General features: G+C 72.4%; 25 protein-coding genes and 1 tRNA gene. 13 read left to right on the top strand and 13 right to left on the bottom strand.

The features are described from left to right. Positions 1 to 103 precede the first annotated feature (103 nt). Positions 104 to 1,345, top strand: a complete 1,242-nt coding sequence (locus ACZ4E1_RS10820; RefSeq protein WP_467537882.1) for an RNA-guided endonuclease InsQ/TnpB family protein — start codon at positions 104 to 106, stop codon at positions 1,343 to 1,345. An 88-nt stretch (positions 1,346 to 1,433) separates the two neighbouring features. On the opposite strand, the gene ACZ4E1_RS10815 is transcribed toward ACZ4E1_RS10820, so the two are convergent. Genes ACZ4E1_RS10815 through pdhA form a run of 3 tightly spaced genes read right to left on the bottom strand, consistent with a single transcriptional unit; the run spans position 1,434 to position 5,004 of the window. After that, on the bottom strand, positions 1,434 to 2,807 hold the full coding sequence (locus tag ACZ4E1_RS10815; RefSeq protein ID WP_467537880.1) for a dihydrolipoamide acetyltransferase family protein: 1,374 nt from the start codon (positions 2,805 to 2,807) through the stop codon (positions 1,434 to 1,436). Positions 2,808 to 2,830: 23 nt separating this feature from the next. Then, complete coding sequence (locus ACZ4E1_RS10810; RefSeq protein ID WP_467537878.1) at positions 2,831 to 3,853, bottom strand: alpha-ketoacid dehydrogenase subunit beta; 1,023 nt, start codon at positions 3,851 to 3,853, stop codon at positions 2,831 to 2,833. Then, positions 3,853 to 5,004 carry a pyruvate dehydrogenase (acetyl-transferring) E1 component subunit alpha gene (gene pdhA, locus ACZ4E1_RS10805; RefSeq protein ID WP_467537876.1) on the bottom strand — a complete coding sequence of 384 codons (1,152 nt, stop codon included), beginning with the start codon at positions 5,002 to 5,004 and terminating at the stop codon, positions 3,853 to 3,855. The genes ACZ4E1_RS10810 and pdhA overlap by 1 nt, the downstream gene beginning before the upstream one ends. A 174-nt stretch (positions 5,005 to 5,178) precedes the next feature. On the opposite strand from pdhA, the gene ACZ4E1_RS10800 reads away from it, so the two are divergent. Then, the gene (locus ACZ4E1_RS10800) at positions 5,179 to 5,679 is read left to right on the top strand and encodes an Lrp/AsnC family transcriptional regulator (RefSeq protein WP_467537874.1); all 501 of its coding nucleotides are present in this window, start codon (positions 5,179 to 5,181) and stop codon (positions 5,677 to 5,679) included. Between the two features lie 25 nt (positions 5,680 to 5,704). Here ACZ4E1_RS10800 and ACZ4E1_RS10795 read toward each other — a convergent pair whose 3' ends face one another. Beyond that, entirely contained in the window at positions 5,705 to 6,316 is a 612-nt protein-coding gene (locus ACZ4E1_RS10795; RefSeq protein ID WP_467537872.1) for a TetR/AcrR family transcriptional regulator, read from the bottom strand. Continuing rightward, on the bottom strand, positions 6,313 to 7,821 hold the full coding sequence (locus tag ACZ4E1_RS10790; protein ID WP_467537870.1) for a 3-hydroxyacyl-CoA dehydrogenase: 1,509 nt from the start codon (positions 7,819 to 7,821) through the stop codon (positions 6,313 to 6,315). The genes ACZ4E1_RS10795 and ACZ4E1_RS10790 overlap by 4 nt, the downstream gene beginning before the upstream one ends. Before the next feature lie 198 nt (positions 7,822 to 8,019). On the opposite strand from ACZ4E1_RS10790, the gene paaN reads away from it, so the two are divergent. Further along, on the top strand, positions 8,020 to 9,735 hold the full coding sequence (paaN, locus tag ACZ4E1_RS10785; protein WP_467537868.1) for a phenylacetic acid degradation protein PaaN: 1,716 nt from the start codon (positions 8,020 to 8,022) through the stop codon (positions 9,733 to 9,735). 5 nt (positions 9,736 to 9,740) lie between these two features. Here the strand turns inward: paaN and ACZ4E1_RS10780 are convergent, their stop codons facing one another. The 3 genes from ACZ4E1_RS10780 to ACZ4E1_RS10770 are packed head-to-tail and all read right to left on the bottom strand — an operon-like array spanning position 9,741 to position 12,563. Beyond that, positions 9,741 to 10,541 carry a TrmH family RNA methyltransferase gene (locus tag ACZ4E1_RS10780; RefSeq protein ID WP_467537866.1) on the bottom strand — a complete coding sequence of 267 codons (801 nt, stop codon included), beginning with the start codon at positions 10,539 to 10,541 and terminating at the stop codon, positions 9,741 to 9,743. A gap of 10 nt (positions 10,542 to 10,551) precedes the next feature. Continuing rightward, the gene (locus ACZ4E1_RS10775; protein ID WP_467537864.1) at positions 10,552 to 11,778 is read right to left on the bottom strand and encodes an HTTM domain-containing protein; all 1,227 of its coding nucleotides are present in this window, start codon (positions 11,776 to 11,778) and stop codon (positions 10,552 to 10,554) included. Continuing rightward, a complete protein-coding gene (locus tag ACZ4E1_RS10770; protein ID WP_467537862.1) occupies positions 11,775 to 12,563 on the bottom strand; it encodes a DUF5819 family protein in 789 nt (262 codons plus the stop codon). The genes ACZ4E1_RS10775 and ACZ4E1_RS10770 overlap by 4 nt, the downstream gene beginning before the upstream one ends. A 285-nt stretch (positions 12,564 to 12,848) precedes the next feature. Between ACZ4E1_RS10770 and paaA the strand changes: the two genes are divergently transcribed. The 6 genes from paaA (at position 12,849) to ACZ4E1_RS10740 (ending at position 17,896) form a co-directional block, all read left to right on the top strand. Further along, positions 12,849 to 13,865, top strand: coding sequence for a 1,2-phenylacetyl-CoA epoxidase subunit PaaA (gene paaA / locus ACZ4E1_RS10765; protein ID WP_467537861.1), 1,017 nt, complete (start codon positions 12,849 to 12,851; stop codon positions 13,863 to 13,865). Next, entirely contained in the window at positions 13,862 to 14,176 is a 315-nt protein-coding gene (paaB, locus tag ACZ4E1_RS10760; protein ID WP_467537859.1) for a 1,2-phenylacetyl-CoA epoxidase subunit PaaB, read from the top strand. Before paaA ends, paaB begins: the two co-directional genes overlap by 4 nt. Next, on the top strand, positions 14,173 to 14,931 hold the full coding sequence (gene paaC / locus ACZ4E1_RS10755; RefSeq protein ID WP_467537857.1) for a 1,2-phenylacetyl-CoA epoxidase subunit PaaC: 759 nt from the start codon (positions 14,173 to 14,175) through the stop codon (positions 14,929 to 14,931). The genes paaB and paaC overlap by 4 nt, the downstream gene beginning before the upstream one ends. Next, a complete protein-coding gene (paaD, locus tag ACZ4E1_RS10750; protein ID WP_467537856.1) occupies positions 14,925 to 15,479 on the top strand; it encodes a 1,2-phenylacetyl-CoA epoxidase subunit PaaD in 555 nt (184 codons plus the stop codon). The genes paaC and paaD overlap by 7 nt, the downstream gene beginning before the upstream one ends. Continuing rightward, on the top strand, positions 15,479 to 16,576 hold the full coding sequence (paaE, locus tag ACZ4E1_RS10745) for a 1,2-phenylacetyl-CoA epoxidase subunit PaaE (protein ID WP_467537855.1): 1,098 nt from the start codon (positions 15,479 to 15,481) through the stop codon (positions 16,574 to 16,576). The genes paaD and paaE overlap by 1 nt, the downstream gene beginning before the upstream one ends. A gap of 150 nt (positions 16,577 to 16,726) precedes the next feature. After that, positions 16,727 to 17,896: an acyl-CoA dehydrogenase family protein gene (locus ACZ4E1_RS10740; RefSeq protein ID WP_467537853.1), complete on the top strand. Its 1,170-nt coding sequence runs from the start codon at positions 16,727 to 16,729 to the stop codon at positions 17,894 to 17,896. Positions 17,897 to 18,009: 113 nt separating this feature from the next. Here the strand turns inward: ACZ4E1_RS10740 and ACZ4E1_RS10735 are convergent, their stop codons facing one another. The 4 genes from ACZ4E1_RS10735 to ACZ4E1_RS10720 form a co-directional block, all read right to left on the bottom strand. Then, positions 18,010 to 18,357, bottom strand: a complete 348-nt coding sequence (locus ACZ4E1_RS10735) for a rhodanese-like domain-containing protein (RefSeq protein WP_467537851.1) — start codon at positions 18,355 to 18,357, stop codon at positions 18,010 to 18,012. Between the two features lie 31 nt (positions 18,358 to 18,388). Beyond that, complete coding sequence (locus tag ACZ4E1_RS10730; protein WP_223206416.1) at positions 18,389 to 19,135, bottom strand: J domain-containing protein; 747 nt, start codon at positions 19,133 to 19,135, stop codon at positions 18,389 to 18,391. 249 nt (positions 19,136 to 19,384) lie between these two features. Next, positions 19,385 to 20,896 (bottom strand): DUF2252 domain-containing protein, encoded by a 1,512-nt coding sequence (locus ACZ4E1_RS10725; RefSeq protein WP_467537849.1) that lies wholly within the window; start codon positions 20,894 to 20,896, stop codon positions 19,385 to 19,387. Between the two features lie 162 nt (positions 20,897 to 21,058). Then, positions 21,059 to 21,448 carry a winged helix-turn-helix transcriptional regulator gene (locus tag ACZ4E1_RS10720; protein ID WP_467537847.1) on the bottom strand — a complete coding sequence of 130 codons (390 nt, stop codon included), beginning with the start codon at positions 21,446 to 21,448 and terminating at the stop codon, positions 21,059 to 21,061. 129 nt (positions 21,449 to 21,577) lie between these two features. Between ACZ4E1_RS10720 and ACZ4E1_RS10715 the strand changes: the two genes are divergently transcribed. After that, positions 21,578 to 22,231 carry an FMN-dependent NADH-azoreductase gene (locus tag ACZ4E1_RS10715; protein ID WP_467537845.1) on the top strand — a complete coding sequence of 218 codons (654 nt, stop codon included), beginning with the start codon at positions 21,578 to 21,580 and terminating at the stop codon, positions 22,229 to 22,231. A 192-nt stretch (positions 22,232 to 22,423) separates the two neighbouring features. Here ACZ4E1_RS10715 and ACZ4E1_RS10710 read toward each other — a convergent pair. Then, positions 22,424 to 22,507 (bottom strand) — tRNA-Leu (locus ACZ4E1_RS10710). Positions 22,508 to 22,898: 391 nt separating this feature from the next. On the opposite strand from ACZ4E1_RS10710, the gene ACZ4E1_RS10705 reads away from it, so the two are divergent. The 3 genes from ACZ4E1_RS10705 to ACZ4E1_RS10695 all read left to right on the top strand — a co-directional run bounded on the left by ACZ4E1_RS10705 (position 22,899) and on the right by ACZ4E1_RS10695 (position 25,943). After that, positions 22,899 to 23,750 carry an FhaA domain-containing protein gene (locus ACZ4E1_RS10705; protein WP_467537843.1) on the top strand — a complete coding sequence of 284 codons (852 nt, stop codon included), beginning with the start codon at positions 22,899 to 22,901 and terminating at the stop codon, positions 23,748 to 23,750. A gap of 10 nt (positions 23,751 to 23,760) precedes the next feature. After that, complete coding sequence (locus tag ACZ4E1_RS10700; RefSeq protein ID WP_188337997.1) at positions 23,761 to 24,276, top strand: FHA domain-containing protein FhaB/FipA; 516 nt, start codon at positions 23,761 to 23,763, stop codon at positions 24,274 to 24,276. Positions 24,277 to 24,407: 131 nt separating this feature from the next. Next, entirely contained in the window at positions 24,408 to 25,943 is a 1,536-nt protein-coding gene (locus tag ACZ4E1_RS10695) for a Stp1/IreP family PP2C-type Ser/Thr phosphatase (protein ID WP_467537841.1), read from the top strand. The last annotated feature ends 8 nt before the right edge of the window (positions 25,944 to 25,951 follow it).

Genomic DNA, 25,951 nt, shown 5'->3' with positions numbered 1-25,951 from the left:
TCCCGCGGAGCAGAGTAGCGGGGTGGAGTTCGCTCCCAGGGCGAAAGGCCACACTCTGACCAGCAGGTTTGTACTTAACCTACAGTGGGCCTAGTTTGTGAGCATGGCTCCGACGTATGTGAAGCGGGCGTTCAAGTACCGCTTCTACCCGACAGATGCGCAGGCAGCCGAGCTGTCGCGCACCTTCGGGTGCGTACGGAAGGTCTACAACCTGGCGCTGGCTGCCCGCACCGAGGCATGGACGCGTCAGGAGCGGGTCAACTACAACCAGACCTCCGCGATGCTGACGGCGTGGAAGAGGACCGAAGAGCTCGCGTTCCTGAACGAGGTGTCCTCAGTCCCGCTCCAGCAAACTCTGCGTCACCTGCAAGGCGCGTTCACCAATTTCTTCGCCAAGCGGGCCAAGTACCCCCGCTTCAAGTCGAAGAAGAAGTCCCGAGCGTCGGCCGAGTACACGACCAGCGGTTTCCGCTTCCGTGACGGCAAGCTGACCCTGGCGAAGATGACCGCCTCTCTGGACATCGTGTGGTCGAGGCCACTGCCCGAGGGGGCGAACCCATCCACGGTGACCGTGTCCCGCGACAGTGCGGGACGCTGGTTCGTCTCTCTGCTCGTCGAAGACCCCAGCGTGAAGCCACTCCCGGCCGCGGACACCGTCGTCGGCATCGACGTCGGCCTGGACCACCTGCTGGCCCTCTCCACCGGAGAGAAGGTGACCAACCCCCGTCACGAGCGCAGGGACAGGGCCCGCCTGGCGAAGGCCCAGCGTGCACTGGCGCGTAAGGCCGAGGGGGACGGCGCCAACCGGGCCAAGGCCCGGCGACGTGTGGCAAAGGTGCACGCCCGGATCGCCGACCGGCGCCGGGACCACCTGCACAAGCTGACCACTCGACTCGTGCGTGAGAACCAAACGCTCGTGATCGAGGACCTGACCGTCCGCAACATGGTCAAGAATCAGACGCTCGCCCGCGCCATCAGTGATGCGAGCTGGGCCGAGTTCCGGTCCATGCTGGAGTACAAGGCAGCCTGGTACGGGCGGGACGTGGTCGTCGTCGACCGGTTCTTCCCCTCTTCCAAACTGTGTTCGGTCTGCGGCACCCTCCAGCGGAAGATGCCGCTACACGTCCGCACCTGGACGTGCGACTGTGGCACGACCCATGACCGGGACGTGAACGCCGCGAAGAATCTGAAGGCCGCCGGACTGGCGGTGTCGGCCTGCGGAGCCGGTGTAAGACCTCAACGGAGCACTCCGGGCGGGCAGTCGGCAGTGAAACAGGAAACTCAGCGGGCGACCGCTGGAATCCCCCGCCACCAGGCGGGGGATCAAGTCAACCCCCGAGTATGAGCGCCACCAGCCAGCCGAAGGATCATTGCCACCCTCGCGTACGGGGTCCCGGGGCGTGCCGCCGCTCACGGCACGCCCGGCCCCCGGGTCACAGGGTGCGCAGCAGCACCGCCGGCTGTTCCACACAGTCCGCGACGTGGCGCAGGAAGCCGCCCGCCGTGCCGCCGTCGCAGACCCGGTGGTCGAAGGTGAGCGACAGTTGGACGACCTGACGGACCGCCAGCTCCCCGTCGTGCACCCACGGCTTCGGCACGATCCGGCCCACGCCGAGCATGGCCGCCTCGGGGTGGTTGATGATCGGCGTCGATCCGTCGACCCCGAACACGCCGTAGTTGTTCAGCGTGAACGTGCCGCCGGTCAGCTCGCCCGGCGTCAGCGATCCGGCCCGGGCCGCGTGGGTGAGCCGCGCGAACTCGGCGCTCAGCGACTCGGCGCCGCGCGCGTGCGCGTCCCGGACGACGGGGACGACGAGCCCGCGTTCGGTCTGCGCGGCGAAGCCGAGGTGCACCTCGTCGAACCGGACGATCTCGCGGCGCTCGGTGTCCACCGTCGCGTTCAGCTCCGGGTAGCGGGCCAGGGCCGCGGTGCAGATGCGGGCGAGCAGTGCCAGGACGGAGATCTTCGGGCCCGCGGAGGGACCGGTCGCCCCGTTCATGGCCGCGCGGGCGCGCATCAGCTCCGTGGCGTCGGCGTCCACCCAGCAGGTCGCGTCGGGGATCTCGCGCCGGCTGCGGGAGAGCTTGTCGGCGACGGCGCCGCGGACCCCGCGCAGGGGAGTGCGGTGGCCCTTGAGCGCCGGGGCCTCGGGGGCCGGGGCCGCCACCGGTGCCGCCGTGGCCTGAGCCGCCACCACCGCGCGCTCCACATCGGCGCGCAGGATCAGCCCCTCGGGCCCGGAACCGGTCAGCTCCCGCAGGTCGAGGCCGTGATCGCGGGCCAGCTTGCGCACGAGCGGCGAGATGACCGGGACGGGCCCGGACGCGTGCACCGGCTTCGCGGGCGCCGGAGCGACCGGAGCCGGGGCCACGGGAACGGGGGCCGCCGGAGCGGCGGGAGCGGGCGGCGCGGCCGGCGCCGACTGTGTGCTCGGCGCGCTCGGCCTCACCCGCCGGCGCCGGGCGGGCGCGGCGGTCGTCCCGTACCCCACCAGCACGTTCCCCGAGCCCTCGGACTCGGCCGGGGCGGCGCTCGGCGCCTCCAGGAGCGTGCTCGCGTCCGCGCCGACGGCGACCGTCAGCAGCGGGGCGCCCACGGGCAGTTCGCTCCCCTCGTCGCCGAAGCGGGCGGTGACCACGCCCCCGTAGGGGCACGGCACGTCGACGAGCGCCTTGGCCGTCTCGACCTCGACGACCGGCTGGTCGACGGCGACGACGTCGCCGACCTGCACCAGCCAGCGCACGATCTCCGCCTCGGTGAGCCCCTCGCCGAGGTCGGGCAGCTTGAACTCCAGCACCTGAGCCATCAGACCGATCCCCTCACTGGCTCTCACTGATCCCACTGGAGACGTGCGACGGCGTCCAGCACCCGGTCCACGCCGGGCAGATGGTGCCGCTCCAGCATCGGCGGCGGGTACGGGATGTCGAGCCCGGCCACCCGGAGCACCGGCGCTTCCAGGTGGTGGAAACAGCGCTCGGTGATCCGCGCGGCGATCTCGCCGCCGGGCCCGCCGAAGCCGTGGGACTCGTGGACGACGACCGCGCGCCCCGTGCGGCGCACGGACGCGGCGACCGTCGCGTCGTCGAACGGCACCAGGGAGCGCAGGTCGACCACTTCGAGGTCCCAGCCCTCGGTGCGGGCCGCCTCGGCCGCCTCCAGGCAGACGGTCAGGGACGGCCCGTACGTGATGAGCGTGGCGCTGGTCCCGGGGCGGCGGACCACGGCCGTGCCGATGGGGTCGACGGTCGACGGGCGCTCCGGGTTCCAGGTGTCCTTGGACCAGTACAGGCGCTTGGGTTCGAGGAAGACGACCGGGTCGTCGGAGGCGATGGACTGCCGCAGCAGCCCGTACGCGTCGGCGACGGTGGCGGGCGTGACGACGGTCAGGCCCGGCGTCGCCATGTAGTACGCCTCGGAGGAGTCGCTGTGGTGCTCGACGCCGCCGATGCCGCCGCCGTAGGGGATGCGGATCGTGATCGGCAGCGGCATCGTCCCGCGCGTGCGGTTGCGCATCTTGGCGACGTGCGAGACGAGCTGCTCGAAGGCCGGGTAGCCGAACGCGTCGAACTGCATCTCGACGACGGGCCGCAGCCCGTACATCGCCATGCCGACGGCCGCGCCGAGGATGCCGGCCTCGGCGAGCGGGGTGTCGGTGCAGCGGTCGTCGCCGAACTCCTTCGCGAGTCCGTCGGTGATGCGGAAGACACCGCCCAGGGTGCCCACGTCCTCACCGAGGACGTGCACGGACGGGTCCTCGGCCATGGCGTCGCGCAGGGCGCGGCCGAGGGCCTGGGCCATGGTGGCCGGCTTGGTGGCGGGCTTCGCGGCCTGCTCGGGGGCGACGGTCGCCATCAGCGGCCTCCCTCGGAAGCCTCGGCCTCGGCGTCGAGCTCGGCGCGCAACTGCTCGGCCTGCTCCCGCAGTTGGGAGGTCTGCTCGGCGTAGACGTGGGTGAAGAGATCCATGGGGTCGAGCACCGGGTCCGCGTTCATGCGCTCGCGCAGCGCGGCGGCCATCCTCTCGGCGTCGTCGCGCACGGCCTGCATCCCGGCCTCGTCGATGAGGCCGCGCTCGGTCAGGGTGCGCTCCAGGAGGAGGACCGGGTCGTGGTCGCGCCATGCCTCGACCTCGGCGTCCGCGCGGTAGCGGGTCGCGTCGTCGGCGTTCGTGTGCGCGTCCATGCGGTAGGTGACGGCCTCGATCAGCGTCGGGCCGCCGCCCTCGCGCGCGTGGGTGACGGCTTCGGTGAGGACCTCGTGCATCGCCACCGCGTCGTTGCCGTCGACCAGCCGGCCCGGCATCCCGTACCCGACGGCCTTGTGGGCCAGGGACGGCGCCGCGGTCTGCTTGGCGAGCGGCACGGAGATCGCGTAGCCGTTGTTCTGCACCAGGAAGACGACGGGGGCCTGCCAGACGGCCGCGAAGTTGAGCGCCTCGTGGAAGTCGCCCTCGCTGGTGCCGCCGTCGCCGACCATGGCGAGCGCCACCACGTCGTCGCCCTTGAGGCGGGCGGCGTGGGCGAGGCCGACGGCGTGCGGCAGCTGGGTGGCGAGCGGCGTCGACAGCGGCGCGACACGGTGCTCGTGCGGGTCGTAGCCGGTGTGCCAGTCGCCGCGCAGCAGGGTGAGGGCCTGGACGGGGTCCAGGCCGCGGGCGACGGCGGCGAGGGTGTCGCGGTAGCTCGGGAAGAGCCAGTCGCGCTCCTCCAGGGCGAGCGCGGCGGCGACCTCGGCGGCCTCCTGGCCGGTGGTCGAGGGGTAGACCGCGAGGCGGCCCTGCTTGGTCAGGGCGGTCGCCTGCGCGTTGTACCGCCGGCCGCGGACCACCTCGGCGTACAGCCTGCGCAGCAGCCCGGGGTCGGTCTGCGCGGCGGCGTCGGTGCCCAGGACGCGGTACGGCTGCGCGTCGGGCAGCAGCGGCGCGGGGTCCGTGCGGGGCTGCCAGGCGGGCGGCGGAGCGGTCCTGCCTGCGCGGCGGGAGCTCCGCTGCTCCATGACCGTCATGACGGCACCTCCTCGTGGGAGCGGCTTCGACGACGCGTCGGGTGTGATGCGCCTCACCTACCGATTGTTCGGTCGTCGGCACATTTTGGCTACAGGCACCTCCAGGCTGTGGACAAACGGTTCTCCACAGCCTGAGATGAATGCAGTACGTCCATGGTAGGGAGGCGCGGGCACATGGCATCTGAACAAATGGCCGACGACTCCGGAGGGCCGCCGCCGGAGTCCGTGGCCCGCCCGCTCGATCCCATCGACCGCGACATCCTCCAGATGCTCCAGAAGGACGGCCGCGCGTCGATACGGTCCGTCGCCGAGCGCGTCCACGTGTCGCGGGCGAACGCCTACGCGCGTATCAACCGGCTCATCGACGACGGCGTGATCCGCGGTTTCGGCGCCCGCGTCAACCACGAGCGGGCCGGGCAGGGCGCCTCCGCGTACATCACCCTGAAGATCGTCCAGAACTCCTGGCGCACGGTGCGCGACCAGCTGCGCCGGATGCCGGAGGCCTCGCACATCGCGCTGGTCAGCGGCGATTTCGACGTGCTGATCCTGGTCCACACGCAGGACAACCGCGCGCTGCGCGAGCTGGTCCTCACCAAGCTCCAGGCCATCCCGGAGGTGCTCAGCAGCCGCACGCTCCTGGTCTTCGAGGAGGAGGACCTGGGGCCGGACGCCTGAGGGCCCCGAAGGGCCCTCAGGGCGCTCAGGCGGGCTTGCGCATGCCCTGGAAGACCAGCTCCACCACCGCGTCGGCGACCTCCTGGGGGCGGAGCTGACCGCCGCCGTCGGGCCGGTACCACTCCACGATGGAGTTGATCATTCCGAAGAGGAGGCGGGTCGCGAGCCGCACCTCTATGTCGTCCCGTACGTCCCCGTCGGCCGCGGCGGCCTTGAGCAGCGCGGCGACCTGGTGGTCGAACTCGCGGCGGCGCGCCATGGCCCACCGCTCCGTGTCGGTGTTCCCGCGCACGCGCAACAGCAGCGTCACGTAGGGAAGTTCGCCGGTCAGGACCTCGACCATGCGGCGCGTGACGTGCTCCAGGCGCTCCACCGCGCGTCCCACGCGCGCGGGTTCCTCGTCGAGGATCCCGAAGAGCCCGTCGAGCGCGCGGCTGACCGCGCGGCGCAGCAACTCCTCCTTGCCCGACACGTGGTGGTAGATCGACGACTTGGAGATGCCCGCGGCCTTGGAGAGGTGCTCCATCGAAGTGCCGTCGTAGCCACGCTCGTTGAAGACCGCCACGGCGACCGTCAGCAGCGTCTCGGGGGTGTACGTGTCGCGGCGCGGGCCCGCGGCACGTCGCGGCGTGGTCATGCGGAGCCCTCCCACTTCTTCGGGTTGTACGAGTGCCGGAACAGCGCGAGGGAGGGGGCGTAGCGGCCCGAGGGGTCCCGCTCGTGCAGCTCCTCCAGCACGCCGCAGGCCCAGCCGCGGCCGAGCCTGCGGCTCCATTCGACGGGCCCCAGCGGGTAGTTGACGCCGAGCCGCATCGCGGTGTCGACGTCCTCCTCGGTGGCCACCCCGCGCGCGACCGCGTCGTGCGCGAGGTCGATGATCCGGGCCACGGTGCGGGCCACGATCATGCCCGGCACGTCGCCGATGACGCTGACCTGCTTGCCGAGCGCCTGGAAGAGGCCGACCGCCTCGTCCAGGGTGCGCGGGTTGCCGTCCTTGCAGGCGGCGAGCGCGATCCGGGTCGCCGAGCGGTAGTCCAGGGCGAGGTCGAAGTAGACGACGTCGCGGAACTCGACGGAGGTCTGGCCGTCCGCCTGCACCAGCTGACCGCCGCTGGGCAGCACGATGCGGGTGCCCTTGTCCTCGTCCTCCTGCACGACCTCGATGCCGGCCTCGCGCATCATCGGGATCAGCTCGGCGGCCGAGTCCAGGTCGCCCTCGACGCTCACGCGCGCGGGGGGCTCCGCGGGCACCGCCGTGTGCGGCTCGGGACGCTCCTCGCCCTCCCCGTACGCGTACCAGCCCTGGCCGGTCTTGCGGCCGAGCCGGCCCGCCTCCACCAGGCGGCGCTGGGACAGGGCGGGGCGGAACTTCACGTCCTGGTAGAAGCCTTCCCACACGGATCGGGTCACGGCCTCGTTGACGTCCTGGCCGATGAGGTCGGTCAGTTCGAAGGCGCCCATCCGGAAGCCGCCGCTCTCACGCAGCACGGCGTCGATGGTGGCGGGGTCGGCGCCCTGTTCCTCGTGCACCGCGAAGGCCTCGGCGTAGAAGGGCCGCGCGATCCGGTTGACCAGGAAGCCCGGGGTGTCCGCGCAGGCCACCGGGGTCTTGCCCCAGGCGCGTGCGGTCTCGTACGCGCGCGTGGCGGCGGTGACGTCGGTGGCGGCGCCGGAGACGACCTCGACGAGCGGCATGAGCGGCGCCGGGTTGAAGAAGTGCAGGCCGACGAAGCGGCCGGGCAGGCGCAGGGCGCCGGCGATCGCGGTGACGGACAGGGACGAGGTGTTCGTGGCGAGCAGACAGTCGTCGTCGACGACGTCCTCGAGCTCGCGGAACAGCCGCTGCTTGACGTCCAGTTCCTCCAGGACGGCCTCGACCACGAGGGTCGTGTCCGCGAACGCGTCGAGCGACTGCGCGGGCGTGAGACGGGCGACGGCGGCGGCGCGCTCCTCGTCGCTCATGCGGCCCTTGTCCACGAGCCGGTCGAGCCGTGCGGCGATCGACTCGGCGGCCGTCCGCGCGCGGCCGGGCGCGGCGTCGTACAGCCGGACGGGGTGCCCGGCGACCAGGGCGACCTGGGCGATGCCCTGGCCCATCGTGCCGGTGCCCACCACGCCGACGGGGCGGTCATGTGCTGTCATGCGCGCGATCCTTCCGCATGCAGCCGAGCGCGTGGGCTCCGGGGGCCGTCAGGCCCGGCCGGCGAAGGGGTGTCGTCCACAGGTTCGCCGCACCCCCTTGTCCCGACCGATCGTTCGGTTACTCTAACTCTGTCTGCCCGTCCCTGCCCAGCTCGCCGGCTCGACGAGGAGCCGCCGCCGAGGAGGAGTTGGTCCCCCATGGCCGCCGAACGCACCGCGCACGACCTGATCGCCGAGCACCGGCCGACGCTCGACCGGACGCTGGAAGCCATCAGCACGCGCGCGTACTGGTCCCCGCACCCGGAGCACCCGAAGGCGTACGGGGAGAACGGGAGCCTGAGCATGGCCGAGGGCAAGGCCGCCTTCGACGCCCTGCTCGGCACCCGCCTCGACCTGGGCCAGCCCGGCACGGACGACTTCGTCGGCGGGGAGGTCTCCCCGTACGGCGTCGAGCTGGGCGTCACGTACCCGCACGCGGACATCGACGTGCTGCTGCCCGCCATGCGCGCGGGCCTGCGCGCGTGGCGCGAGGCGGGCGCGGAGCTGCGCGCCGCGGTCTGTCTGGAGATCCTGGCCCGGATCAGCGCCCGCACCATGGAGTTCGGGCACGCGGTCATGCACACCAGCGGCCAGGCCTTCATGATGGCGTTCCAGGCGGGCGGCCCGCACGCGCAGGACCGCGGCCTGGAGGCGGTGGCCTACGCGTACGCGGAGCAGGTCCGCACGCCGGACGCGGCGGAGTGGTCCAAGCCGCAGGGCAAGCGCGACCCGCTGCTGCTCAGCAAGTCGTTCACCCCGGTCGGCCGCGGCATCGCGCTGATGATCGGGTGCAACACGTTCCCGACGTGGAACGGCTACCCGGGCCTGTTCGCCTCCCTGGCGACGGGGAACGCGGTCCTGGTCAAGCCGCACCCGCGCGCGGTGCTGCCGCTCGCGCTGACCGTCCAGGTCGCGCGGGAGGTCCTGGCCGAGGCCGGCTTCGATCCGAACCTGGTGGCGCTGGCCGCCGAGCGCCCCGGCGAGGGCATCGCCAAGACGCTCGCCGTCCGCCCCGAGATCAAGATCATCGACTACACGGGCTCCACCGAGTTCGGCGACTGGCTGGAGACCCACGCCCGCCAGGCGCAGGTCTACACGGAGAAGGCGGGGGTCAACACGGTCGTCATCGACTCGACCGACTCCTACAAGGGCATGCTGTCGAACCTCGCGTTCTCGCTCTCCCTGTACAGCGGCCAGATGTGCACCACCCCGCAGAACCTGCTGATCCCCCGCGACGGCATCACCACCGACGAGGGCCCCAAGTCGTACGACGAGGTCGTGACCGACCTCGCGCGCGCGGTCGGCGGCCTCCTCGGCGACGACGCGCGGGCGAACGCGCTGCTGGGCGCCCTGGTCAACCCGGACGTGAAGGCCCGCCTGGAGGCGGCCGCCTCGCTCGGCGAGGTGGCGCTGCCCTCCCGCGAGGTCACCCACCCGGACTTCCCGGACGCCGTCGTGCGCACCCCCGCGATGGTGAAGCTCGACGGCGCGCGCAAGTTCTGGGAGAACACCGACACCGAGGCGGCCTACATGGGCGAGTGCTTCGGCCCGGTCTCCTTCGCCGTCGCCGTCGACTCCACGGCCGACGCCCTCGACCTGCTGCGGCGCACGGTCCGCGACAAGGGCGCGATGACCGTCGGCGCGTACACGACCTCCGAGGAGGTGGCCGGCGCCGTCGAGGAGGTCTGCCTGGAGGAGTGCGCCCAGCTCTCGCTCAACCTGACGGGCGGGGTGTACGTGAACCAGACGGCGGCGTTCTCCGACTTCCACGGCTCGGGCGGCAACCCGGCGGCGAACGCGGCCCTGTGCGACGGCGCCTTCGTGTCGAACCGCTTCCGCGTGGTGGAGGTCCGCCGGGAGGCCGCCGCCTCCTGACCCTGCTAGGGCGCGTGCGTGCTGTGCGTGCTCCAGTGGAAGAGGGTCATGCCGACGCTGGTCGCCAGGTTGTAGCTGGAGACCTGGGGCCGCATCGGCAGGGAGACGAGGTGGTCGGCGCGCTCGCGCAGTTCGGGCGTCAGACCGCTGCGCTCCGAGCCGAACGCGAGCAGCGCGTCGTCGGGCAGCTCCAGACCGCGGATGTCGGCTCCCTCGGGGTCGAGCGCGTACAGCGGCCCCGCGGGCAGCTCGCCGACGTCCATGCGCGCCACGGCGGTCGCGAAGTGCAGCCCGGCCCCGCCCCGCACGACCGTGGGGTGCCAGGGGTCGAGGCTGCCCGTCGTGACGACTCCGGCGGTCCCGTAGCCGGCGGCGAGCCGGATGACGGCGCCCGCGTTGCCGAGGTTGCGCGGCTGGTCGAGGACGACGACCGGGGTCGTACGGTCCGTGCGGTGCAGGGCGCCGAGCCGCTCGGCCCGCGCGGGGCGGCCCGCGAGCGCGGCGACCCCGGTGGGGTGCAGCCGCGGCACGAGCGCCCGCAGCACGTCGTCCGGCACCTCGACCAGGCGCGCGGCCAGTTCGGGGGCGACGTCCGGGGCGAGATCGGCGGCCAGGGCGAGCGCGGCGGCCCGGTCGACGGCGAGCGCCACGGGCACGTCCGCACCGAAGCGCAGCGCGTGCTTGAGGGCGTGGAAGCCGTCCAGCAGCACGGCCTCCTGGGCGTGCTGCCGCCAGACCCGGACCGCGTCCGGTTCCTGCCCGCCGTGTGCGCCCCGCGCCGCCTGTGTGCCGTTCGCCCCGCTCATGCCGGGAAGCCTACGTGCGGGTGACCGGCACCTCGGACACGTCCGCGGCCCCCTGCGGCCCGTCCGCGGGACGCGGCCCGGGCACCGCGGGCCCGGCCGTCGCGCGCGTGCCGGGGAACAAGCGCTCACGCGCGCGTGCCACGCGCCCGCCCAGCCACTTCAGGAAGGGCGTCGGCAGGAAGACCGCGTCGGCGGCGATCATCGCGAGCGAGAAGAAGGGCAGTCCGAGCACGACGGCGATCCCCAGGTGCTCGATGATCATGAGCACGAGCAGGACGTTCTTGACCCGCCGGTTGAACACGGTGAACGGGAAGGCGACCTGCACGGCGACCGTCCCGTACGTCACGAGCAGCACCATCGGGCCGTACGAGGTCAGCAGGTCGCCCAGGGCGGGCCAGGGCGAGAAGTAGTCCAGGTGCAGCGGGTAGTAGACGGCGCTGCCGTCCTGCCAGCGGCTGCCCTGGATCTTGTACCAGCCCGCGGTGGCGTAGATCAGGCACGCCTCGATCATGATCACCAGCAGGGCGGCGTTGTGCACCAGGTTCGCGACGACGTCGCACAGCAGGCGCGGGTCGCCGTGCGGGGCGCGCCGGTTCAGGAACCACCACACGCCGTGGACGGCCCAGAGCGTCCAGAAGACGAGCAGCCAGCCGCCGCGGACGTCCCCGGTGAAGGTGATCGCCGCCAGGGCCAGGCCGGCCGCCCACCACAGGACGGGCCCGGCGCGGTCGGGCCGGGGCGCGCCGGTACGCGCGCGTGCCGCCCGCCGCGCGTCGAGCGACCACACCTGGCCGCAGCGCGTGAGGACGAGGTAGATCGACATGAGGTGGATGACGTTGTCCCCGCCGTCACCCACGAAGACGCTGCGGTTCTGCAGCGAGAGCACGCCGATCATGAACAGGACCGACATGGTGCGGGTGCGCCAGCCGAGGACCAGCAGGAACGACGCCAGGACGGCCGCCGCGTAGACGAGCTCGAACCAGGCGCGTCCGTCGGACCACATCAGCGCGCTGAACGCGTGGTTCTGGCTGATGAGCTGCTGCGCCAGGTCCCAGCTCCAGGGCCCGTCGGGGCCGTAGAGCTCCAGCCGGTGCGGGTACTCGCGCAGCAGGAACAGCAGCCAGGTCGAGGCGAACCCGATCCGGATCACGGCACTCTGGTACGGGGCGAGCGGGCTCGCGGTGATCTTCTGGAGGGCGGCGTAGAACTGCGCTCCGGCGCGGGCGAGGCGGTTCATCGGGCCTCACCGGCCGGCCCCTGCACACGCACCCGGGCGCCGGTGTCGAGCGGAGCGTCGTACGCGGTCACCGACCACCAGGGGATCTCTCGGTAGAACGGCTTGCGGTCCACCTTCTCCGTGCTCCACTTCGGTGGCTCGATGGTGACGGACTTCGAGCGCACCTGGACGCGTTCGAGCGTCTCGCCCTTCTCCGTCACGCCGAGCCGGTCCAGGCGCAGCACGAGGATGCGGCGCAGATAACGCTCGGACAGGGTGCCGCGCGGTCCGGTGGGACGGTTCTGCGCGTCGTGCGTCGACCCGTAGATGTCCCAGGCGCGGCGCAGTTCGTTCTGCTGGGTGTGGCTGGGCAGCAGGTTGCCGTCGATGGCGGCGCCGTCCTCGGCGGACAGGTCGTACCAGCGGGTCTGCCGCGTGTCTCCGTCGCGCGTGCGCACTTCGCCTCGGGCCTGCACGGCGATGTTCTGCTGGAGCGGGTTCGGGGCGAACAGCTTCCAGTTCTGCTCGAACTCGGGGTACACCCAGTCGTCGACGCCCTGGCCGTACTGCTTGCTCAGCGTGTTCGACGGCGCGACGTGCAGGAACACCATGAGGACGTGGAGTCCGGTGACGAGCGCGACCGCCGCCAGGGCCAGCGCGGCCGTCAGCTGGTAGCCGGGGGCGAGGCCCGCGATGCCGGCGCGGCCGGGCGGGGCCGACTGCGGATCCGATTCCGGCTGCGGCTGCGACTCCGGCTGCGGATCGGGCCGGACGGCCTCGTCCGCCGCCGCTGCTTCCGTGTCCATCGGTGCTCCCCGATCCCGATTCCCTGTTCCCCTGGCCGTTCCCCCGGCCCGCCGTGTCCCCGCGGCGCATCGGAACCGTACTGGGGAGCGAGCGCCAAACACAGTCGACCGCGGTTTTCCACAGGTGAAGGGACGGTGCAGACCGGACTTGTCCACAGGCGGACTGTTCAGGGTTGACACCCTACGGCGCCGGGTCCCACCATTGAACTCGACGAACCGAACGATCGGTCGGGAGCTGACGGAGCCCCCGGCCCCGTCGGTCACCCAAGGTCGAGGGGATCGGGAATGGCGACAGCAGCCCCGCACCACCAGGCAGCCGGGACGCGGCCGGACCAGGCCGCCGACCTCGGCGAGGCCGGCTTCCAGGCCGTCTTCGACGCGGCGGTGGCTGCGGACGAGCGCATCGAGCCCCGCGACTGGATGCCCGACGCCTACCGCGCGACGCTGGTCCGCCAGATCGCCCAGCACGCGCACTCCGAGATCATCGGCATGCAGCCCGAGGCGAACTGGATCACCCGCGCCCCCTCCCTGCGCCGCAAGGCCATCCTGATGGCCAAGGTCCAGGACGAGGCGGGCCACGGCCTGTACCTCTACAGCGCCGCCGAGACCCTCGGCACCAGCCGCGACGAGCTGCTCGACAAGCTCCACAGCGGCCGCCAGAAGTACTCCTCGATCTTCAACTACCCGACGCTGACCTGGGCGGACGTCGGCGCCATCGGCTGGCTGGTGGACGGCGCCGCGATCACGAACCAGGTGCCGCTGTGCCGCTGCTCCTACGGGCCCTACGCGCGCGCGATGGTCCGCGTCTGCAAGGAGGAGTCCTTCCACCAGCGCCAGGGGTACGAGCTGCTGCTCGCCCTGAGCCGGGGCACCGAGGCCCAGCACGCGATGGCGCAGGACGCGGTGGACCGCTGGTGGTGGCCTTCGCTGATGATGTTCGGCCCGCCGGACGACGAGTCGGCGCACTCCGCGCAGTCCATGGAGTGGAAGATCAAGCGCCACTCGAACGACGAGCTGCGGCAGCGCTTCGTCGACATCTGCGTCCCCCAGGCCGAGTCCCTCGGCCTCACCCTCCCCGACCCCGAGCTGCGGTGGAACGAGGAGCGGGGCCGGCACGACTTCGGTCCGATCGACTGGACGGAGTTCAAGGAGGTCCTGAAGGGCAACGGGCCGTGCAACGAGCAGCGCATCACCCAGCGCCGGCGCGCCCACGACGAGGGCGCCTGGGTGCGCGAGGCCGCCGCGGCCCACGCGGCCAAGCACTCCACCAAGGCCACGACACACGAAGGCAGGGCGGCATGAGCGAGACCCCCACCCCCGCGGCGCAGGGCGGCACGGACTGGCCCCTGTGGGAGGTCTTCGTGCGCTCCCGCCGCGGCCTGTCCCACACCCACGCGGGCAGCCTGCACGCCCCGGACGCCGAGCTGGCGCTGCGCAACGCGCGGGACCTGTACACCCGCCGCGGCGAGGGCGTCTCCCTGTGGGTCGTGCCCTCCGCCGCGATCACCGCCTCCTCGCCGGACGAGAAGGACCCCTTCTTCGAGCCCGCGGCCGACAAGCCCTACCGCCACCCGACGTTCTACGAGATCCCGGAAGGGGTGAAGCACCTGTGACGCAGCCTTCCGAGACCACGCTGCCTTCCGAGACGCAGCCGCTGACCGACACCGCGGCCGCCGCCCTCGCCCTCGGCGACGACGCCCTGGTGCTCTCGCACCGTCTGGGGGAGTGGGCGGGCCACGCCCCGGTCCTGGAGGAGGAGGTCGCCCTCGCGAACATCGCGCTCGACCTGCTCGGCCAGGCCCGCGTCCTGCTGAGCATGGCCGGCGACGAGGACGAGCTGGCCTACCTCCGCGAGGAGCGCGCCTTCCGCAACACCCAGCTGGTCGAGCAGCCCAACGGCGACTTCGCGCACACGATCGTCCGCCAGCTCTTCTTCTCCACCTTCCAGCTGCTGCTCCACACCCGACTGGCCGCGACGGACTCGCCGTTCGCCCCTCTGGCCGCCAAGGCGGTCAAGGAGGTCGCCTACCACCAGGACCACGCGGAGCAGTGGACGCTGCGCCTGGGCGACGGCACCGACGAGAGCCACGCCCGCACGCAGCGCGCGGTCGACGCCCTGTGGCGCTTCACCGGCGAGCTGTTCCAGCCCGTTCCCGGACTGCCGGTCGACTGGCAGGAGATCCAGGAGACGTGGACGGCGCAGGTCACGGACGTCCTCCGCCGCGCCACGCTGGCTGTGCCCGCGGGCCCGCAGACCGGCGCCTGGCGCGCCGGAGCCGGACGCCAGGGCCTGCACACCGAGTCCTTCGGGCGGATGCTCGCCGAGATGCAGCACCTGCACCGCAGTCACCCGGGGGCGTCATGGTGACCCTCGCCCACGAGCAGGAGACCCCGCTGGAGGCGGAGTTGCGCCGGCTCGCGGGCTCCGTGCCCGACCCCGAGCTGCCCGTGCTGACCCTCACGGAGCTCGGCGTGCTGCGCGCCGTGCACAGCCTGGGGCCCGGCCGCGTCGAGGTGGAGCTCAGCCCCACGTACACGGGGTGCCCCGCGATCGAGGCGATGTCCGACGACATCGAGCGCGTGCTGCACGAGCACGGGATCCCCGAGGTGACCGTCCGCCCGGTGCTCAGCCCCGCCTGGTCAACGGACGACATCACGCCCGAAGGGCGCCGCAAGCTCCGGGAGTTCGGCATAGCGCCGCCTCGCACCACCCGCGCCCCCGCCGGACCCGTCGCCCTGACGCTGAGCCCGACCCGCCGCACCGGCGCGGACACACCGGCCGAGGAGCCGCTCGCCTGCCCGCACTGCGGCTCGACCGACACCGAGCTGCTCAGCCGCTTCTCGTCCACCGCCTGCAAGGCCCTGCGCCGCTGCCTGGCCTGCCGCGAACCCTTCGACCACTTCAAGGAGCTGTGATGGCACAAGGAGCGGGAAGGGCCCGCTTCCACCGGCTCCGGGTCGCCGCGGTCGACCGGCTCACCGACGACTCGGTGGCTCTGACCTTCGTGGTGCCGCAGGAGCTGCGCGAGGCGTACCGGTTCACCCCCGGCCAGCACCTCGCCCTGCGCCGCACGGCGGACGGCACGACCGAGGGCGCCGAGATCCGCCGCACGTACTCGATCTGCTCCCCCGCCCCGGCCGGCACGGCGCCGGACACGCTGCGGGTCGGCGTGCGCATGGTCGACGGCGGCGCGTTCTCCACATACGCCCACAAGGAGATCGGCGTGGGCGACGAGGTCGAGGTGATGACGCCGGCCGGGCGCTTCGTCCTCGACCCGGCGCCGGGGCACTACGCGGCGGTGGTCGGCGGCAGCGGGATCACCCCGGTGCTCTCCATCGCGGCGACGCTGCTGGCGCGCGAGCCCGAGGCCCGGTTCTGCCTGATCCGCAGCGACCGCACCACCGCCTCGACGATGTTCCTGGAGGAGGTCGCCGATCTGAAGGACCGGTACCCGGACCGGTTCCAGCTGGTCACCGTACTGTCCCGCGAGGAGCAGCAGGCCGGTCTCTCCTCGGGCCGCCTCGACCAGGAGCGCCTGTCGGCCCTGCTGCCGGCGCTGCTGCCGGTCGAGCGGGTCTCGGGCTGGTTCCTGTGCGGCCCCTACGGGCTCGTGCAGAGCGCCGAGCGGACTCTGCGGGACCTCGGCGTGCGGCGGGACCGCGTGCACGAGGAGATCTTCCATGTGGACGACGCTCCGGCGGCGGCCCGGCCCGGGTCGGTGGCCGGGGCCCCCGCCCACGCCACCGTCACCGCACAGCTCGACGGCCGCGCGGGCAGCTGGCCCGTCCAGGACGGCGAGTCCCTCCTGGACACGGTGCTGCGCAACAGACCGGACGCGCCCTACGCCTGCAAGGGCGGCGTCTGCGGTACCTGCCGCGCGTTCCTCGTCTCGGGGTCCGTCCGGATGGACCGGAACTTCGCGCTGGAGCCCGAGGAGACCGAGGCCGGTTACGTGCTGGCCTGCCAGTCGCACCCGTCCACGGAGAAGGTGGAGCTCGACTTCGACCGCTGACCTCGGACGCCGCCCGGCCCTCCGTCCACCCCGGCGCCCCATCCTGTTCCCTTCTCGTAGAACCTGTTCTATCTTGACGCTCCGTCAGATTCCGCTAAGGCCCGGCGGACCGAGGCAGAGCGGCCGGGGCAGGCACGGGAGGGACAGCCGGTGGACTTCACCTTCTCCGAGGAGCAACAGGCGGCCGTCGAGGCGGCGAAGGCGGTGTTCGCGCCGGTCGCTCCCGACGGGGTGCCCAGCCCCTCGCTCACTCCGGGGGCCGTGGCCGAGGACTTCGACCGCGCCCTGTGGGCCAAGGCCGTGGACGCCGATCTGCTGAGCCTCCTCATCGCGCCCGAGTACGGCGGTGCCGGGCTCGACGCCGTCGCGCTGTGCCTCGTGCTGCGCGAGTCGGCGCAGGTCCTGGCCCGGCTGCCGCTGCTCGAGCACTGCGCGGCCGCCACGGCCGTACAGGCCCACGGCAGCGCGGAGTTGAAGCGGGAGCTGCTGCCCGGCGCGGGCCGCGGAGAGCTCGTGCTGACCGTCGCGTCGGCGGGCCGCACGGGCCACGACCCGGCCGAACTCGCGGTCACCGCGCGGAAGGAGAGTTCCGGGGGCCAGGCCGACGGGCCGGCGGGCTGGATCCTGGACGGGGCGCAGACGGCGGTGCCGTGGGCGTTCAACGCCGACCGGATCCTCCTCCCCGTGCACACCGGCGAGGGCGCACCGATGCTCGCGGTCCTCCCCGGCCCAGGCACGCGGACACCACCGGGCCTCACCTTCGCCGAGCAGATCTCCACCACCGGCGAGCGTCTCGCCGAGCTCCGCCTGGACGGCGTACGCGTCGCGGCCCACGACATGATCGAGGCGCCCGAGGCCTGGCCCCGGCTGCACGATCTCCTGGCCACCGGCACCTGCGCCCTCGCCCTGGGCCTCGGCACCGGCGCGCTCCGGATGACGAGCGACTACGCGGGCAAGCGCGAGCAGTTCGGCCACCCCATCGCCACGTTCCAGGCCGTCGCCGTGCAGGCCGCCGACCGGTACATCGACCTGCGGGCCATGGAGGCGACCTTGTGGCAGGCCGCCTGGCGCATCAGCAGCGGGGCCGGGGGCGCGCTGCCCGTCGCCGGTGACGTCGCGGTCGCCAAGACCTGGGCCTCCGAGGGCGTGCGGCGCATCGTGCAGACCGCCCAGCATCTGCACGGCGGCTTCGGCGCGGACACCGACTACCCGCTGCACCGCTATCACGCCTGGGCCAAGCACCTGGAGCTCTCGCTCGGCCCGGCCGCCGCGCACGAGGAAGCCCTGGGCGACCTGCTGGCCGCCCACCCCCTGGGCTGAGAGCACACCCCGACCACGGCACGAAAAAACGGCACGGAAGAAGGGCACGAAAAAGGGCCCCGGTGAAAACCGGGGCCCTCACTCAGCCGCGGACTGCCGCGAGAGGAAAAGGGTCAGAGCACCGCGCCCGGCTTGCCGTCGCCGTCCACGACGGGCCGCCCCGCCGCGGCCCAGGCCTCCATGCCACCGGCCACGTTCACCGCGTCGATGCCCTGTTGCACCAGGTAGGCGGTCACCTGGGCGGACCGGCCGCCGACCTTGCACACCACGTTGACCCGCCCGTCCTGCGGCGCCGCCTGCGTCAGCTCGCCGAACCGGGCGACGAACTCGCTCATCGGGATGTGCAGCGCCGTCTCGGCGTGCCCCGCCCGCCATTCGTCGTCCTCACGGACATCGAGGAGGAAGTCCTCCTCGGAGAGCTCGTCGACCGCGACCGTGGGCACACCAGAACCGAAAACCATGCGTCCGACGCTACCCGAAGAGGAAACGTGCTCAGGCCGAGGTGAGCCGCCGCAGCTCCGCCTCACGCTCCGCGACCTGCGCGAGCAGCTGCTCGGCGATCTCGTCGAGCAGGGTGTCCGGATCGTCGGGCGCCATCCGCAGCATCGAGCCGATCGCGCTCTCCTCCAGCTCGCGGGCCACGACCGTGAGCAGCTCCTTGCGCTGCGCCAGCCACTCCAGGCGGGCGTAGAGCTCCTCGCTCGGCGACGGCTCCCGCTCCGGCGGCACCGGCCCCGCGGCCCACTCCTCGGCAAGCTCGCGCAGCAGCGCCTCGTCGCCCCGCCCGTACGCCGCGTTGACCCGCGCGATGAACTCGTCGCGCCGGGCCCGCTCCGTCTCCTCCTGGGCCAGGTCCGGATGCGCCTTGCGGGCCAGCTCGCGGTAGAGCTTGCGGGCCTCCTCGCTCGGGCGCACCCGCTGCGGCGGCCGCACCGGCTGATCGGTCAGCATGGCGACGGCCTCGGGGAACAGCCCGTCCCCGTCCATCCAGCCGTGGAACAGCTCCTCGACCCCCGGCATCGGCATGACCCGGGCCCGCGCCTCCTCGGCCTTCGCCCGGTCCTCGGGGTCACCGGTCCGGGCCGCGGTCGCCTCGGCGATCAGCGCCTCCAGCTCGTCGAGCCGCGTGTACATCGGCCCGAGCTTCTGGTGGTGGAGCCGCGAGAAGTTCTCCACCTCGACCCGGAACGTCTCCACCGCGATCTCGAACTCGATCAGCGCCTGCTCGGCGGCCCGCACGGCCCGCTCGAGCCGCTCCTCAGGCCGCTCCGCAGCCTGCTCCTCGGGCCGCTCACCAGAAGCCGCCGCCTCGCTGCGCTCCTGAGCCTGCTCGGCCCGTTCCCGCGCCTGCTCCGCTCGCTCCTGAGCCTGCTCGGCCGAGCCGCCCGCGGGCTGCCCGTCCGTGGGCCGCCCCTCCGCCTGCTGCTCTGCCACGTCGCTCTCCGGGGTCGTCACCCGTCCAGCCTAGGCCCTGTCCTGGCCAGGGGCTCACACCCCGGTCTCGGCCGCCGTCCGCCCCTCGCGCACGGCTCGCACCAGCTCTCCGTGATCGGCCTCGGTCCGGTCCGCGTACGCCACGGCGAAGGCCGCCACGGCCTCGTCCAGCTCCTCGTTCTTGCCGCAGTAGCCGGCGATCAGCCGCGGGTCCGCGCTGTGCGCGTGGGCGCGGGCGAGCAGCGCGCCGGTCATCCGCGCGTAGTCGTCGACCTGGTCGGCGGCGAGTGCGGCCGGATCGACGCTCCCCTTCCGGTTCCTGAACTGCCGTACCTGGAACGGCCGTCCGTCCACCGTCGTCCAGCCGAGCAGCATGTCGCTGACCACCTGCATCCGCTTCTGCCCGAGCACCACCCGCTGCCCCTCGTGCCCGGCCTCCGGCGCCGCGAAGCCGGCGGCCGGCAGATGCGGCAGCAGCACGGACGGCCGCGCCTCCTTCACCTGCAGCACCAGCGGCTCGCCCCGGTGATCGAGCAGCAGCACCACGTACGAGCGCGTGCCGACGCTGCCCGTGCCGACGACACGGAAGGCCACGTCGTGGATCGCGTACCGCCCCAGCAGCGGCAACCGGTCCGCGGACAGGGTCTCCAGATAGGGGCCGAGCGCGGCGGCGACGGCCGCGGCCTCGGCGTCCGGGACCGAGCGCAGCACCGGCGGCGCGTCCACGAACCGCCGCCCGCCGCCCGGCACCGCCACCGTCGACTTCGCGGCGAAGCGACCACTGGTGTTGTTCCGCGCCTTCTCCGAGACGCGCTCCAGGGTGCCGAGCAGGTCGTGGGCGTCGGTGTGGGAGACGAGCTCCTCGTCCGCGATCGCGTTCCACGCGTCCAGCGCCGGCAGCTTCGCCAGCAGGCGCATCGTGCGGCGGTAGGCGCCGACGCTGTCGTGGGCGGCCTTGCGGCAGGTGTCCTCGTCGGCGCCGGCCTCGCGCCCGGCGAGCACCAGGGACGTGGCGAGCCGCTTCACGTCCCACTCCCAGGGGCCGTGCACGGTCTCGTCGAAGTCGTTCAGGTCGATGACCAGCCCGCCGCGCGCGTCCCCGTACAGGCCGAAGTTCGCCGCGTGGGCGTCACCGCAGATCTGCGCGCCGATGCCGGTGACCGGGGTGCGCGCCAGGTCGTACGCCATGAGGCCGGCCGAGCCGCGCAGGAAGGCGAAGGGGGTCGCGACCATCCGCCCGACCCGGAGCGGGGTCAGCTCGGGTATCCGGCCGCGCCCCGACTCCTCGACGGCGGCGACGGCGTCCGGCCGGCCCGCGTCCGGTGCGAAGTCCGCGTGCGAGGACCGCGGCACACCCCGCCGCAGCGCCTTCCCCGCCTCCTTTGGCGCGACGGCTCCCGCCGCCCCGTCCCCGGCGCCGCCGGACCGCGCGAATCCCGGCACCCGGGGCAGCCGCCCGCCCGCACCGAAGTCCTGCCCGTCGCCCTGCCGCGGCACCGCCGCCACCGTGTCCCCGGATCCGCCCACGCCGACCGCCTCCCCCGTACATCGCCTTGACCGGCGCATCGCTTCGCACTCTGACCGGTCACGACCGTACCGCCGCGCGAAATCCCCCGTCAGCGCCTGTGGAAAACCCACGGCCTGTGCACAAGCCCCTCACCCGAAGCCGGGAAACAGGCACCGCACCAGGGAAAGACAGTCACCCGAGCCGGGCGAACAGGCCCGGGACTACTCCGAGCAGGCCTTGCCCTCGGGCACCCCGAGATACCGCTCCGCCCAGTTCCCCAGCTCCCGCAGCGCCGGCTGCAAGGCCTCACCGGCCTCGGTCAGCCGGTAGGCGACCCGCAGCGGCGGCCCCGCGTCGACCTCCCGCAGGACGAGCCCCGCGGCCCCCAGCTCGGTCAGCCGGTCCGAGAGCATCCGCTCGCTGATCCCCGGGATCGCCCGGCGCAGATCCGAGAAGTGCACGGGCCCTTCCATGAGGACGGCCACGACCAGCCCGGTCCAGCGCTTGCCGAGCAGCGCGAAGACCCGCGTCATCCCGATGCCGACCGTCGTACACGACCCGGGCACGGCCGCCCGCGCCTCGACTCCCGCGACTTCCCCGTTACCCGCCATGCCCCCAGCGTACTGCTCTCCCGTACAGGGATGAAAAAAAGTAAGTACCTGTGTTATCAATAGCTGCATACTCATCTGCAGCACGTTTTGCGGCGTGACTGCGACACCCTCACCTCCGGGAGAGACCCCATGGCCACGCTTCTGCACCTCGACTCCGCCCTCCTCGCCGGCCCCGCGTCGTCCTCGCGCACCGTCACGGACGCCTTCCGCAAGGCCTGGCAGGAGCAGCACCCCGAGGGCACGGTCGTCTACCGCGACCTGGACACGAACCCGGTCCCGCACCTGAGCGCCCACGCCCACCTGGCCGGTTTCTCCGATCCGTCCGCGCACACCCCCGAACAGGCGGCGGCCTTCGCCGAGCGCGTGAAGCTCATCGAGGAGCTGGAGCAGGCGGACGCGATCCTGATCGGCGCCCCGATGTACAACTACTCGATCCCGTCGACCCTGAAGGCCTGGCTCGACAACGTGATCCTCTTCGGCCGCACCGCCGGCGTGGAGGCCCCGGCCACCAAGGGCACCCCGGTCACGGTCGTCGCCAGCCGCGGCGGCTCCTACGCGCCGGGCACCCCGCGCGAGGGCATGGAGTACGTGCAGAACTACCTGGAGGCCGTGCTGCGCGACACCCTCGCCCTCGACCTCGACTTCATCGTCCCGGAGCTGACGATGGCCCCGCAGAACCCGGCGATGGCCGAGCTGATCCCGCTCTACGAGGCCTCCCGCGAGAAGGCCCTCCTGGACGCGCAGCGCAAGGGCAAGGAGACGGCGGCCCGGCACGCCGCCTGACCCCCGCCGCCGGCACGACCGACCGGCACGACAGAGCCCCGCGGACCTTCAAGGTCCGCGGGGCTCTCGGCTGTCTCACACCGCACATCGGCCCGACGTGAGACAGGACACATCTACAAGTGCATCTATACGTACATCTACGGAAAAGCGAAACGGGCCCATCGTCTTCACGATGAGCCCGTCTCGGCTGTGTGCGCGAGGGGGGAGTTGAACCCCCACGCCCTTGCGGGCACTGGAACCTGAATCCAGCGCGTCTGCCTATTCCGCCACCCGCGCATTGGGTGTGTCCTCCGGCTCCGCTCCCTTTCGGGCCGCGGCGCCTTCCGACATGCAGAAGATTAGCACGCTGCGGAGGGTGGATTCACATCCGTTTCCCGCGGGCAGCCACGGTCACGGGGTGCGGCGACCGGCGACGGCCCACGAGTCACGTCCGCTCCGACCTGTTCCGCAGCCGCGTACGGGACACTGTCCCGAGACCCCCTCTACGATCCCTGTGGACGGGGGCGTGGCAGGGGCTGTGAGCGTCGACACTCATCGACCGGGCGGACAGGGGGAACCAGCCGATTTCCCGACGCGTGGATACGATCAGTAAGCAGTACCAAGTAGGCAGCACGAGCGAGCAAGGCAACAGCGACAAGCAGGACGGCTACGAAGGAGGAGGTGCCCCATGGGAGTCCTGAAGAAGTTCGAGCAACGTCTCGAGGGGCTGGTCAACGGCACCTTCGCCAAGGTCTTCAAGTCCGAGGTCCAGCCCGTCGAGATCGCCGGCGCCCTCCAGCGCGAGTGCGACAACAACGCGACGATCTGGAACAGGGACCGCACGGTCGTCCCCAACGACTTCATCGTCGAGCTGAGCGCGCCCGACTACGAGCGCCTGGCCCCGTACTCGGGCCAGCTCGGCGACGAGCTGTCCGGCATGGTCCGCGACTACGCGAAGCAGCAGCGCTACACCTTCATGGGCCCCATCAAGGTCCATCTGGAGAAGGCGGACGACCTGGACACGGGTCTGTACCGCGTGCGCAGCCGCACCCTCGCCTCGTCCACCAGCCAGGACCGGCCGGACCAGCCGCACCCCGGTGCCGCACCCCGGCCCCCGCAGGCGCCCGGCGGCTACGGGTACCCGCCCGCCGCCGCCCCGCCGATGCCGTCCGCACCGCCTCCCGGCCGCCCGGCGCACGCCCCCTCGGGGCCCGCCGCAGCGGACCGGCGCCCCGGCGCGGGACCGATGCCGGGCTCTCGTACCCGGCACTGGATCGAGATCAACGGCACACGGCACCAGATCTCCCGCCCCACCCTCGTGCTCGGCCGTTCCACCGAGGCCGACGTGCGGATCGACGACCCCGGCGTATCGCGCCGGCACTGCGAGATCCGGACCGGAACGCCCTCGACGATCCAGGATCTGGGATCCACCAACGGGATCGTGGTGGACGGGCAGCACACCACCCGCGCTACGCTCCGCGACGGCTCGCGGATCGTCGTGGGCTCCACCACCATCGTTTACCGGCAAGCCGAAGGGTGAAGCGGGGGCAATGTCAGAGCTGACCCTGACGGTCATGCGGCTGGGTTTCCTGGCCGTTCTGTGGCTGTTCGTGATCGTGGCCGTCCAGGTCATCCGCAGCGACCTGTTCGGCACGCGTGTCACACAGCGCGGCGCACGTCGTGAGAGCGGGCGTGCCCAGCAGGCCGCCCGCCAGGCCGCGCCCCCGCAGCAGCGCCAGCAGCAGTCGGGCGGCGGCCGCCAGCGCCGCGGCGCCCCGACCAAGCTGGTCGTCTCCGAGGGCACCCTCACGGGCACCACGGTGGCGCTGCAGGGGCAGACCATCACGCTGGGCCGCGCGCACGACAGCACGATCGTGCTGGACGACGACTACGCGTCGAGCCGGCACGCCAGGATCTACCCGGACCGGGACGGCCAGTGGATCGTCGAGGATCTCGGGTCCACCAACGGCACGTATCTCGACCGGACCCGCCTCACGACGCCCCAGCCGATCCCGCTGGGCGCGCCGATCCGCATCGGCAAGACCGTCATCGAGCTGCGGAAGTAGTGCTACGTCATGAATGAGCGCGAGCGGAGCGAGCGAGCCGGCGCGGCAGTCCCCGACGGGGACTTCGGCGCGCTCCCGACCGGAGGGTGGGCACCGTGCGGATGTACCCGGAGCCGACGGGCGAGGTGCGCATGAGTCTGTCACTGCGCTTCGCCGCCGGATCGCACAAAGGAATGATCCGCGAGGGCAACGAGGACTCCGGTTACGCCGGTCCCCGGCTGCTCGCGATCGCCGACGGCATGGGGGGCCAGGCCGCCGGTGAGGTGGCCAGCTCCGAGGTGATCTCCACGATCGTCGCGCTCGACGACGACGTGCCGGGGTCCGACATCCTGACCTCGCTCGGCACCGCCGTGCAGCGGGCCAACGACCAGCTGCGCATGATGGTCGAGGAGGACCCCCAGCTCGAGGGCATGGGCACCACCCTGACCGCCCTGCTGTGGACCGGCCAGCGGCTCGGCCTCGTGCACGTCGGCGACTCGCGCGCCTACCTGCTGCGCGACGGCGTGCTGACCCAGATCACGCAGGACCACACGTGGGTGCAGCGCCTCGTCGACGAGGGCCGCATCACCGAGGAGGAGGCCACCACGCACCCGCAGCGCTCGCTGCTGATGCGTGCGCTGGGCTCCGGCGACCACGTCGAGCCGGATCTGTCGATCCGCGAGGTGCGCGCCGGTGACCGCTACCTGATCTGCTCGGACGGCCTGTCCGGCGTCGTCTCGCACCAGACGATGGAGGAGACGCTCGCCAGCTACCAGGGCCCGCAGGAGACGGTCCAGGACCTGATCCAGCTGGCACTGCGCGGCGGCGGCCCCGACAACATCACGGTGATCGTCGCCGACGTCCTCGACATCGACAGCGGCGACACCCTCGCGGGACAGCTCTCGGACGCCCCGGTCATCGTCGGCGCGGTCGCGGAGAACCAGCACCAGCCGCACGACGGCGGCGCCATGGAGACCCCGGCCGGACGGGCCGCGGGCCTCGGCAGGCCCGCGCCCCGGCAGGGCGGCGGCGAGTTCGGCCCGCCCGGCAGCGGCGACCCCGTCGGCTACGCACCCGAGGGGGGCTTCGGCGCGTACGCGGACGAGGACTTCGTCAAGCCGCGGCGCGGCCGGAAGTGGCTCAAGCGGTCGCTGTACTCGGTCCTGGCGCTCGCGGTCATCGGCGGCGGCCTGTACGGCGGCTACCGCTGGACGCAGACCCAGTACTTCGTCGGCTCGAACGACGAGCACGTGGCGCTCTACCGCGGCATCAACCAGGACCTCGCCTGGGTGAGCCTGTCCGCGGTCGAGAAGGACCATCCGGAGATCGAACTCAAGTACCTGCCGCCCTACCAGCGCAAGCAGGTCGAGTCGACCATCGCCGAAGGCGACCTGGCGGCCGCGCAGGACAAGATCGTCGAGCTGTCGGCGCAGGCCACCGCGTGCAGGAAGCAGGCCCAGCGGCAGCAGGCCGAGAGCGAGAGCAACGCGAAGTCCGGTGAGGGCGAAGCGGGCGGCACGACCTCGGGCGGCACCGCGTCCAAGGCCTCGTTCCGCAAGGTGCCCTCGCCCGGCCCGTCGCAGACGCCGTCCGGCAAGGCCAAGTCATCGCAATCTCCCAAGCCCACCCCTGGCCCCACTCTCTCCGAGGAAGAGCAGCAGCTGGCCAAGGCGTGCGCACAGCAGTAGAGCCGTTG

It is taken from the genome of Streptomyces sp. NPDC025806, assembly GCF_055558275.1.
The sequence above is the reverse complement of the archived record's forward strand: the minus strand, read 5'-3'. Positions and strand labels throughout refer to the sequence as shown.